General features: G+C 61.5%; 8 protein-coding genes and 1 pseudogene. 5 read left to right on the top strand and 4 right to left on the bottom strand.

Annotation, left to right across the window (positions count from 1 at the left end):
- Window positions 1–297 (top strand): transposase (locus ABLV54_RS14610; RefSeq protein WP_348814187.1); only part of this gene is annotated, 297 nt, incomplete at its 5' end.
- The gene (locus tag ABLV54_RS14605; RefSeq protein WP_348814186.1) at window positions 279–467 is read left to right on the top strand and encodes a hypothetical protein; all 189 of its coding nucleotides are present in this window, start codon (window positions 279–281) and stop codon (window positions 465–467) included. The genes ABLV54_RS14610 and ABLV54_RS14605, both read left to right, overlap by 19 nt.
- On the opposite strand, the pseudogene ABLV54_RS14600 reads toward ABLV54_RS14605, so the two are convergent.
- Window positions 446–631, bottom strand: a pseudogene (locus ABLV54_RS14600) (PTS sugar transporter subunit IIA); the annotation flags it as partial. The gene ABLV54_RS14605 and the pseudogene ABLV54_RS14600 sit on opposite strands and share 22 nt — an antisense overlap.
- A gap of 217 nt (window positions 632–848) precedes the next feature.
- Between ABLV54_RS14600 and ABLV54_RS14595 the strand changes: the two are divergent.
- A complete protein-coding gene (locus ABLV54_RS14595; RefSeq protein ID WP_048298673.1) occupies window positions 849–1,901 on the top strand; it encodes a LacI family DNA-binding transcriptional regulator in 1,053 nt (350 codons plus the stop codon).
- Window positions 1,902–1,937: 36 nt separating this feature from the next.
- On the opposite strand, the gene ABLV54_RS14590 is transcribed toward ABLV54_RS14595, so the two are convergent.
- Window positions 1,938–2,150 (bottom strand): LysR substrate-binding domain-containing protein, encoded by a 213-nt coding sequence (locus ABLV54_RS14590; protein ID WP_238875000.1) that lies wholly within the window; start codon window positions 2,148–2,150, stop codon window positions 1,938–1,940.
- Here ABLV54_RS14590 and ABLV54_RS14585 point away from each other — a divergent pair.
- Both ABLV54_RS14585 and ABLV54_RS14580 read left to right on the top strand, forming a co-directional pair.
- Window positions 2,049–2,798 (top strand): SDR family oxidoreductase, encoded by a 750-nt coding sequence (locus tag ABLV54_RS14585; protein ID WP_248860896.1) that lies wholly within the window; start codon window positions 2,049–2,051, stop codon window positions 2,796–2,798. The two genes, ABLV54_RS14590 and ABLV54_RS14585, sit on opposite strands and share 102 nt — an antisense overlap.
- Window positions 2,799–2,922: 124 nt before the next feature.
- The gene (locus tag ABLV54_RS14580) at window positions 2,923–3,471 is read left to right on the top strand and encodes a hypothetical protein (protein WP_256575608.1); all 549 of its coding nucleotides are present in this window, start codon (window positions 2,923–2,925) and stop codon (window positions 3,469–3,471) included.
- Between the two features lie 119 nt (window positions 3,472–3,590).
- Here ABLV54_RS14580 and atzF read toward each other — a convergent pair whose 3' ends face one another.
- Entirely contained in the window at window positions 3,591–5,387 is a 1,797-nt protein-coding gene (atzF, locus tag ABLV54_RS14575) for an allophanate hydrolase (protein WP_050534115.1), read from the bottom strand.
- Window positions 5,384–8,989 (bottom strand): urea carboxylase, encoded by a 3,606-nt coding sequence (uca, locus tag ABLV54_RS14570; RefSeq protein WP_050534114.1) that lies wholly within the window; start codon window positions 8,987–8,989, stop codon window positions 5,384–5,386. Before uca ends, atzF begins: the two co-directional genes overlap by 4 nt.
- Between the last annotated feature and the right edge of the window lie 126 nt (window positions 8,990–9,115).

The following is a 9,115-nucleotide window of genomic DNA, read 5'->3' as shown; positions in this document are numbered from 1 at the left end:
CGCGAGGAGCTGGCCGAGGTGGATGTGGACTGGCTGATCGCCGAGCGTCCCGGCAAGGTAAAAACCTTGAAGCAGCATCCGCGCAAGAACAAAACGGCCATCAACATCGAATACATGAAAGCCAGCATCCGTGCCAGGGTGGAGCACCCGTTTCGCATCATCAAGCGGCAGTTCGGCTTCGTGAAAGCCAGATACAGGGGGCTGCTGAAAAACGATAACCAACTGGCGATGTTATTCACCCTGGCCAACCTGTTTCGGGTGGACCAAATGATACGTCAGTGGGAGAGATCTCAGTAAAAACCGGAAATAACGCCAGAAATGGTGGAAAAAATAGCCTAAATAGGCTGATTCGATGTGTTTGCGGGAAAAAAATCGGCCCAGATCCGCGAAATTTTAATCAGCGAGTCAGCTTGGGAAGAAATGACCTGCTTATTCGCACCTTCCCTAATCCTGGGGCTAATAGATAATAAGGCCCAAATTCTTCATGGCTTTTAAAAATCGCCTCAATATAGTGCTCTGCCATATACCCCTGCGCCAGCAAAGGTTCTGCTGAGAGTCGAATGGCATTTTTCCAGTTATCTATTGCGTTAATGACATTAATTTTATCCGGGGTTAACCAGTCTCTAATCATATGCACTCCCGAGGGATTCCATGTGCTGAACTATAAACAGCTAAATAAAATGCAACTGTGATACATCTCTCAAAGTTAGCGCTAACAAGCAAAAATGTTAAAAAATGAGTTACCGCTAACATGTGTTATAATGTGCTTTCCCCTACGCTGTGGTAAGTTATAATGCGTATCAACGATTTACTTTTGTTACTTATTATTTTTCAAACGGTTGGTGATCCTGGTGAAGAGTCTAGACGCAGACAATAGCCCGAAAGAAAAACGTCGTAAGGGAACTGGGAAGATAACCCTGACCGAAGTGGCTGAGTTTGTCGGCGTGAGCGCCATGACCGTCTCCCGTGCGCTGAGAATGCCTGAAAAAGTCAACCCTGACCTTCGCGATCGTATTGATGCGGCAGTCAGTCAACTCGGCTATGTCCCCAATCTCCAGGCGCGTAATCTGGCGTCGGTCCATTCCGATCTCATTTTGGCCGTCGTCCCCACCTTCTCTTCGCCAGGTTTTTTGCCGGTGTCGGAAGCATTACAAAAAATCCTGACTGAACGCGGCTATACCATGATGTTTATGGAATCTGGTCATGACGGTCAAAACGAACAAAAAACGTTTGAAAAAATGCTCGCCTATAACCCGGCAGCGATTATTCAGTTCAATATCGACACCATTGAGAGCTGCACCCAGCTGCTGGCCAATGTAGATGTGCCTATCCTGGAGATTGGCGCGTTAAATACCCAGCCTGTTGGCATGTGCATCGGCGTGGATTACGGTAAGGCAGTGAAACAGATCGTAACCCACCTTGCGGATGCCTCATTAAAAAACATCGCGTTGTTGTGTACCCCAGCCAACAATACGATGTTTCGCCAGCTTCTGAGCGGCTGGAATACGGCGATGTTGGCCCTGAACCGTTCACCACATCGGGTGGTGACCACGCATTTGCCTTCAACCATCGCCACAGGCGTGAATATTTTCAAGGATATGATGATTACCTGGGGCGATCTGGATGCGCTAATTTGCACATCGGATGAAATGGCGTGCGGATGCATGATGGCCTGCCACAGCGCCGGGATCAAAGTGCCCAATACCGTAGCCATTGCGAGTTTAGGCGGCGGGGTATTATCGACAGTCTGTTCCCCTGCCCTGACAACCGTTGAATTTCCCTGGCATGACATTGGGGTGAAGGCGGGCAAAGCGCTTCTCGAGCTGCTTAACGATAAGCCTTGTGAAAAGTTCATAGAAATTCCGTCAGAACTCAAAGTCCGGGCCAGTACCGCGGTATAACCGCCATCCATGGCTTACTCTAGCGGCCCCCCCTGCTTATCGCTTCAATTCGTCCTGCCACAGCGGGGATGACGCCAGCTGATGGCATACCGTGTCGATAAATACCCGGGTCTTGGCGGGAACCAGCGTGCCGGGCGGCATCAGGGCATAAACGCTGACCTTCGCCGCGCTACGCCAGTCGGGCAGCACGCGGACCAGTTCCCCGCGCTGCACCGCCTGGCAAACCATCCACCCCGGCAGCAGTGCGATCCCGGTTGCCCGAATGACCGCCGTCAGCAGCGCTTCACTGATATTGGTGGTGAGGGATTCCGGATTGTCCTGCCCTCACGCAATAAAAACTATGTGGCGGCGCAGGCCGACCAACTGAGAGCGGCTGGATTAGCCGCGGAAGGTCGCGTGGCGGACGCCAGCGATATCACCAGTATCGTGGAACTCATTCGCGAGGTAGAGGTGGAGACCGGCGGCGTGGATGTGCTGCACTTCAACGCCGCGGCCATGCATGACGGTAATCTGGAGACCCAGTCGGTGGCAGGCTTCATCCAGGATCTCACCACCAATATTGGCGCGGTATATGCCGCCATCAAAGCGGTCACTCCGCTGATGGCCGCGCGTGGAAAAGGCGCGATCCTGCTGACTGGCGGGATGTTTGCCACTCAGCCTCACCCGGAGTATCTGACGCTGAGCGTCGGCAAAGCCGGGCTGCTTAACCTGACGCATGGCCTTTTTCCGCTCTTAAAAGCGCAGAATATTCATCTTTCCATCGTGACGGTGGGGGCGTACGTCACGCCGGGTTCCGCCGAAGCCCGGGAGATTGCCGAACTGTTCTGGCAGCAATACCGCCAGCCATCAGCGCAATGGACAGCGGAAGCGTTTTATCCCGCCCCACACCATCAGTAACCTTCCCCGGCCGTCGCTCGGCGTCCGGGAGGCATCGCCCGGACATGTGGAAAAGACATCATCCATCGCTTGCTTTCCCTGTCACCTCGGATCAGGATACGTCGATATTCATGGAGGCTATGTGATGAAATATTTTATCGGTATGGCGGTGACGTTATTGTTGAGCACGCCGGTGCTGGCGGCGGGCGAGCTTGAGATAAACCAGTCTCCTCTGACGCTGGTGCTGAGTGACCAGAATCAGGCACGGGTCTCTTCCTGTGCCGATTTCATTGCGCTGCGTAAAGCGGGAGAGACCGTCGATGCGCTGCCCGGACTTTCCGACCCGGATGGCCGTGCGGCGGAAGCGGCGTTATTCTCCTGCTGGCTACAGGCCTACACTATCGATCACACGTTATTCCCCTCTGCCGCGCCGAAACCGACCCTGGCTGACGTGGTTCAGCACTTTCCTGCCAGCGCAGCGTTTATCGTCAGCGTTGACGAAAAGCAGGACGTCGCCAAAAACTTTGTGGGGAAAACCATCGCGGACTATACCCCGGACCTGAAAGCCAGGGACGATCGTCTGGAATCAGCGGCTATGTGCTGGATGAATATTATGCGTTTACCGATAAGCAGGGGCATCAGCTCAACATTGTGGCTCTGGTGGGCTACGCCATCGGCGGTACGGCAAGCGTGAAAAGCTACTATCGCATTGATGACACGCACGCCCGCGTCTGGAGCGTCACCCGGCTCGATGAGAACAGCCCGCTATAAGCGAAAGTTCCCTCTGCGGCGCTACCGCAGAGGGTGTTCCGTTTACCTGGCCAGCCACTGGCGCCAGCCGCCCCAGGCGGTGATCTCGGTGGCCGCGCCCAGCCCCCCGGCTTCGCAGATAAAGCCCGTCACCCAGCGGCCGTCCGCCAGCTCAATCTGTCCCAGCCCCAGCGGCGCGGGGATGGCGGCCAGCAGCGACCCCACCTCAGCGCTGCGGATCTCCCAGACTTCCACCGCTATCGCAGCCCCCTCTGGCTCGTCACGCACCATCGCCGGGCGCTTGCCATCCGGGAGGGCATACAACCGATAGCGCGGCGCGCTGTGGGTCGCCTGCAGCAGCCGGCCGCCCCGCGCCAGCAATTGGCCGTTCAGCGGCTGGCCGGTCAGGTGGGCGCCGCATACAGCCAGGGCCATCCGATCATGGCCCGCGGGGTACGCAGGCGGCAGGCTCTCCAGCCGCGCGCCGCCTGCCAGCGGCAGCCGCTCCGCGCGCTGGAAGGCGTCGGCCAGGCTCAGCAAATACTGATCGGTAAAGGCCCGGCCGAACAGCGTGACGCCGGAGGGCAGTCCGTCGGGCATAAACCCGCACGGCACGCTCACCGCCGCATAGTCCAGCAGGTTCATAAAGTTGGTGTAGTAGCCCAGGTCGGCGTTGCGGGCGATGGGCTCCGCCTCCAGCTCGTCCAGCGTTACCGGCCGCGGAAAGGTTGGCGTGAGCACGCAGTCCAGCGTCTCGAGGATAGCATCGCACTGCGCTTTATATTCCTGCAGCTGATACATCGCCTTAAAGGTCGCCGTCGCGTCGATATCAGGCGCTTTCGCCAGCACGTCGCGAATAACCGGCAGCACGGCGTCCGGCTGCTGCTCAATCAACGGGCCAGCCACCGCATAGCGTTCAGCGACCCATGGCCCGTCATACAGCAAGCGGGCGGCGGCGAGAAAAGGCGCGAAATCGATCGCCACGGCTTCCCCGCCGAGCGCCGTCAGCCGCTGCACGGCCTGGGCGAACAGCGCTTCGCTGGCGCGGCAGCCGAGGAAGTTAAGCTCCCGCGGGACGCCAAAGCGAAACCCGGCGGGCGGCCTGCCGAAGGCCTGACGAGTGTTCCACTGGGGATTGCGGCGGCTGAAGCTATCCTGCGGGTCGGCCCGGGCAACCAGCGCCAGCAGCTGGCTGGCCTCGTCGGCGGTGGCGCTGAAAAAGGTCACGCAGTCCAGCGTGCGGCAGGCCGGTACCACCCCGGCGGTGGAGATCACCCCTTTCGTCGCTTTCAGGCCCACCAGGTTATTCAGCCCGGCCGGGACGCGACCGCTACCGGCGGTGTCGGTCCCCAGCGCGAAGCTGGCGACGCCCAGGGCTACCGCCAGCGCCGAGCCGGCGCTGGAGCCGCCGGAGGGATAAGCGGGATGGTACGCGTTGCGGCAGCGACCATACGGCGAACGGGTCCCGTTCAGGCCGGTGGCAAACTGATCGAGATTGGTTTTGCCCACCGGCACCGCCCCCAGGGCAATCAGCTGTGCGACAATGGTCGCGCTTTGCGTCGGCCGGTAAGCAAACGCCGGACAGGCGGCAGTGGTGACGATCTCCGCAAGGTCAATATTATCTTTGATGGCGAACGGCACCCCGTACAGCGGGAGCGTGTCTGGCGAATGGCCTTCCAGCGCCGCCAGAAACGGCGCCTGCTCCGCTTCGCTCAGGAGATGGATAAACAGATTAAACTCGGGATCCAGCGCTTGCGCCCGCTGACGGATCCCCGCCAGCAGCGCGCGCGGGGTGGTGTGGCCGTTACGATAGTTCGCCGCCAGAGTCGCCAGGCGTAAATCAAACGTCTGCTGCATCATGCCTTCTCCTCAATAATCACTGCCACCCGCTGCCCGGCACGCACCGCGCTGCCTGGCTGCACATTGACCTGCTGAACCCTGCCATCGCACGGCGCCAGCAGCGGGATCTCCATTTTCATCGACTCAAGCACCACCAGCACATCGCCGGCGCGTACCTGGCTGCCGGCCGCGGTCTGTACCTGCCACAGATTACCGGATACCGGGCTTTCCACCCCCTGCTCCCCCGGCTGCAGCGGCGCATCGCCCGCCTCTTCTGTCGCGCTCTCCTGGCTGTCGAAATGGGCCTGGCCGCTGGCGATCCAGCGCTCGCGCTCGTCGTTAAACGCCCGCTGCTGATGGTCGCGAAATGCGCTAATGCTCTGCGCCTCGCGAGAGAGAAACTGCTGGTACTCCGCCAGCCGCAGCGTGCTGTGCTCGATGCGCAGCGGGTAGCGTCCGAGCGGGAAATCGCGGCGAATAGCCAGCAGTTCTTCCGCCGAGACAGGATAGAAACGCAGCTGGTCGAAAAAGCGCAGCAGCCAGGGCTTGCCGGCAAAATCGGCCACCTCGTGATAGCGATTCCACATCTGCAGGGTGCGGCCGACAAACTGATAGCCGCCCGGGCCTTCCATGCCGTAAACGCACAGATACGCTCCGCCGATGCCCACCGAGTTTTCCGCCGTCCAGGTTCGCGCCGGGTTGTATTTGGTGGTGACCAGCCGATGGCGCGGATCAAGGGGCGTGGCCACCGGCGCGCCGAGATAGACATCGCCGAGACCCATCACCAGATAGCTGGCGTCAAACACCGTTTGCCACACCGCCTGCTCATCCGGGAGATCGTTTATCCGGCGAATAAACTCGAGGTTGCTTGGGCACCAGGGGGCGTCCGGGCGGACGGTGGTCATATATTTGTCGATCGCCTTGCGGCAGGCCGGATCGTCCCAGGAGAGCGGGAGATGCACCACCCGTGTTGGAACCTGCAGATCGTCGCTCATGCAGACCGTGGCCCACTCCTCGCGGACCCACGCCAGCAGTGTCTCCAGCGCCAGCGTTTCCGGCTGGAAATGGAGCTGCAGAGAGCGGATCCCCGGCGTGATATCGATGATCCCGTCCCGGGATTGCCCCTCAAGGGCCTGCATCAGGGCATGGATGCGAAAGCGCAGCACCAGATCCAGCTCCGCCTCACCGGCCTCCAGCAGCAGATGGGTATCGCCGGAGAGGCGCGCCACCAGACGTTTGTTAGCGTCGCCGCAGGTCATCACCACCGGCGAGGTGAGCGGCACAGGCTGCCAGGCAACGTCCTGCGCCTGCAGAGTCGCCAGCTCTGCGCGACGGCCTGCCGCCAGCCGCCGGGCGGTGGGGACGTCAACCGCCACAAAGCGCACCTTATCCCCCGCCTTAAGCTGGCCCAGCTGCCAGAGATCGGCTTCGATCACCGTGACCGGGCAGACAAAGCCCCCGAGGCTTGGGCCGTCCGGCCCGAGGATCACCGGCATATCGCCGGTAAAATCCACCGCCCCCACCGCGTAGGGGTTGTCGTGAATATTCGACGGATGGAGCCCGGCTTCGCCGCCGCTGTCGCGGGCCCAGACCGGCTTGGGCCCGATCAGGCGCACGCCGGTGCGGCTGGAGTTAAAATGCACTTCCCAGTCGGTGGCAAAAAAGGTCGCCATATACGCCGGGGTAAAGAACTCCGGCGCGCCGTGGGGGCCATAAATCACCCGCAGCGTTCGCACTTCCGCAAGTTCAGGGCGCAACCCTGCGGGAAGCGCCGCGCCTTCCATGGTCTCAGCCGGAGGCGCAAGATGCAGCACGTCGCCGGCGCGCAGCGCCCGTCCGCCGTGGCCGCCAAACTGACCGAGGGTAAAGGTGCTTTTACTGCCCAGGTAGTCCGGCACCTGAATGCCGCCGTGCAGGCAGAGATAGCTTCTGACGCCTGGCCCGCTTATCGCCCCCAGCCTGAGGGTCGCCCCCGCCGGAACAGAGAAGACGCCGTCCATCTCCTGGTCAATGCCGTCGAGCGTTACGGGCAGCGGCGCGCCGCAGACCACCGCCTGCACCGCGGTATTAAATTTCAGCGTGGGTCCGCTAAGGGTGATCTCCAGCGCGGCGTCGCCCTCGGCATTGCCCAGCAGACGATTGCCCAGGCGCAGCGCCCGGTCATCCATCGGGCCTGAGGGCGGTACGCCCACCGCCCAGAACCCCAGACGTCCCGGGTAGTCCTGGATGCTGGTCTGGGTGCCGGCGCTGAGTACCTCCACGGTATCGGCCCGGTAGCGCAGTTGCTCCAGACAGCGGGTCCAGGGTTCCCCGGCGGTGAACGGCGCAAAGCCAAGGATCTGCTGCAGGTACTGGCGGTTGGTTTCGACGCCGTACAGGCGGGTCTCCGCCAGTACCTGCGCCAGGCCGTCGATCGCCTCATCGCGGCTGGGGCGCCAGACGATAGCTTTCGCCAGCAGCGGGTCAAAAAACGGCGGCACTTCACAGCCGGCCTCGACCCAGCGGTCGATGCGCAGGGTAGCGCCGTCCGCCGGCGGAAACCAGACGTCGGTTAACAGTCCGGGCGAAGGCTGAAACTGGCGGCCAGGATCTTCGGCGTAAATTCGCGCCTGAATGGCATGCCCCCGGGGCTGTAGCCCGGCGGACAGCTCGCTCAGCGGCGGTAAATCCCCTGCCGCCAGGGCGATCATCCAGCGCACCAGGTCTACGCCCCACACCTGCTCCGTGACGCCGTGCTCCACCTGCAGCCGGGTATTGACCTCGAGGAAATAGAAGCGCTGCGCCGCGCTGTCGTAGACAAACTCCACCGTCCCGGCGCTGCGGTAGTTCACCGCTTTACCGAGGGCAATGGCCGCGCTACACAGCGCCTGCGCCATCCCGTCCGGCAGATTTGGCGCCGGCGTTTCTTCAATCACTTTCTGGTTACGCCGCTGCAGCGAGCAGTCGCGCACGCCGAGGGCGATAACCGCCCCCTTCCCGTCGCCGAAGATCTGCACCTCGAGATGGCGGGCGCGTTCGATATATTTTTCGAGAAACACCCCGGCGTCGCTGAAGTTGTTTTGCCCCAGCCGCTGCACCGTGGCAAACGCCTCGCTCAGTTCGCGGGCGTCGCGGCAGACGCGCATGCCAATCCCCCCGCCGCCCGCCGTGCTCTTGAGCATCACCGGGTAGCCCACCGCCTCTGCCGCCCGGCAGGCTTCTTCGCTGTCGGCCAGCAGGTCGCTGCCTTCCAGCAGCGGAACGCCCTCCGCTTTGGCCAGCGCGCGGGCGGTATGTTTCAGGCCGAAGGTTCGCAGCTGTTGCGGGGTCGGGCCAACAAACGCCAGTCCCGCCGCCTCACAGGCCTCGGCGAAGGCGGCGTTTTCCGACAGAAAGCCGTAGCCGGGGTGGATGGCGCGGGCGCCGCTCTGCCGCGCGGCGGCAATGATCTTCTCTACGACTAAATAGGTTTGCGCTGCCGGCCCCTCGCCGAGGCTCAGCGCCTCATCCGCTTCGCGGACGTGCAGACTGCTCAGGTCGGCTTCGGCGTAAACGGCGACGCCCTTCACCTGCATGGCGCGCAAGGTGCGCAGAATGCGGCAGGCAATCGCCCCGCGGTTGGCAATCAGTAAGGTATCAAACATAAGCGGAACTCACAGCGAAGCGGGTCGTCCCGCAACAATTCGTCTTCCCCTGAGGTCGTCCCCGGGAGAACCGGCGCTTAAAGGTGGCGCGTCGGCGTGTGGTTCAGGCGGTCGGCGCGAACGGCG

This window comes from Klebsiella sp. JB_Kp042 (assembly GCF_040065275.1).
GTDB lineage: Bacteria > Pseudomonadota > Gammaproteobacteria > Enterobacterales > Enterobacteriaceae > Klebsiella > Klebsiella quasipneumoniae.
Note: the sequence above shows the minus strand (reverse complement) of the source record. Positions and strands in the feature narration are given on the sequence as shown.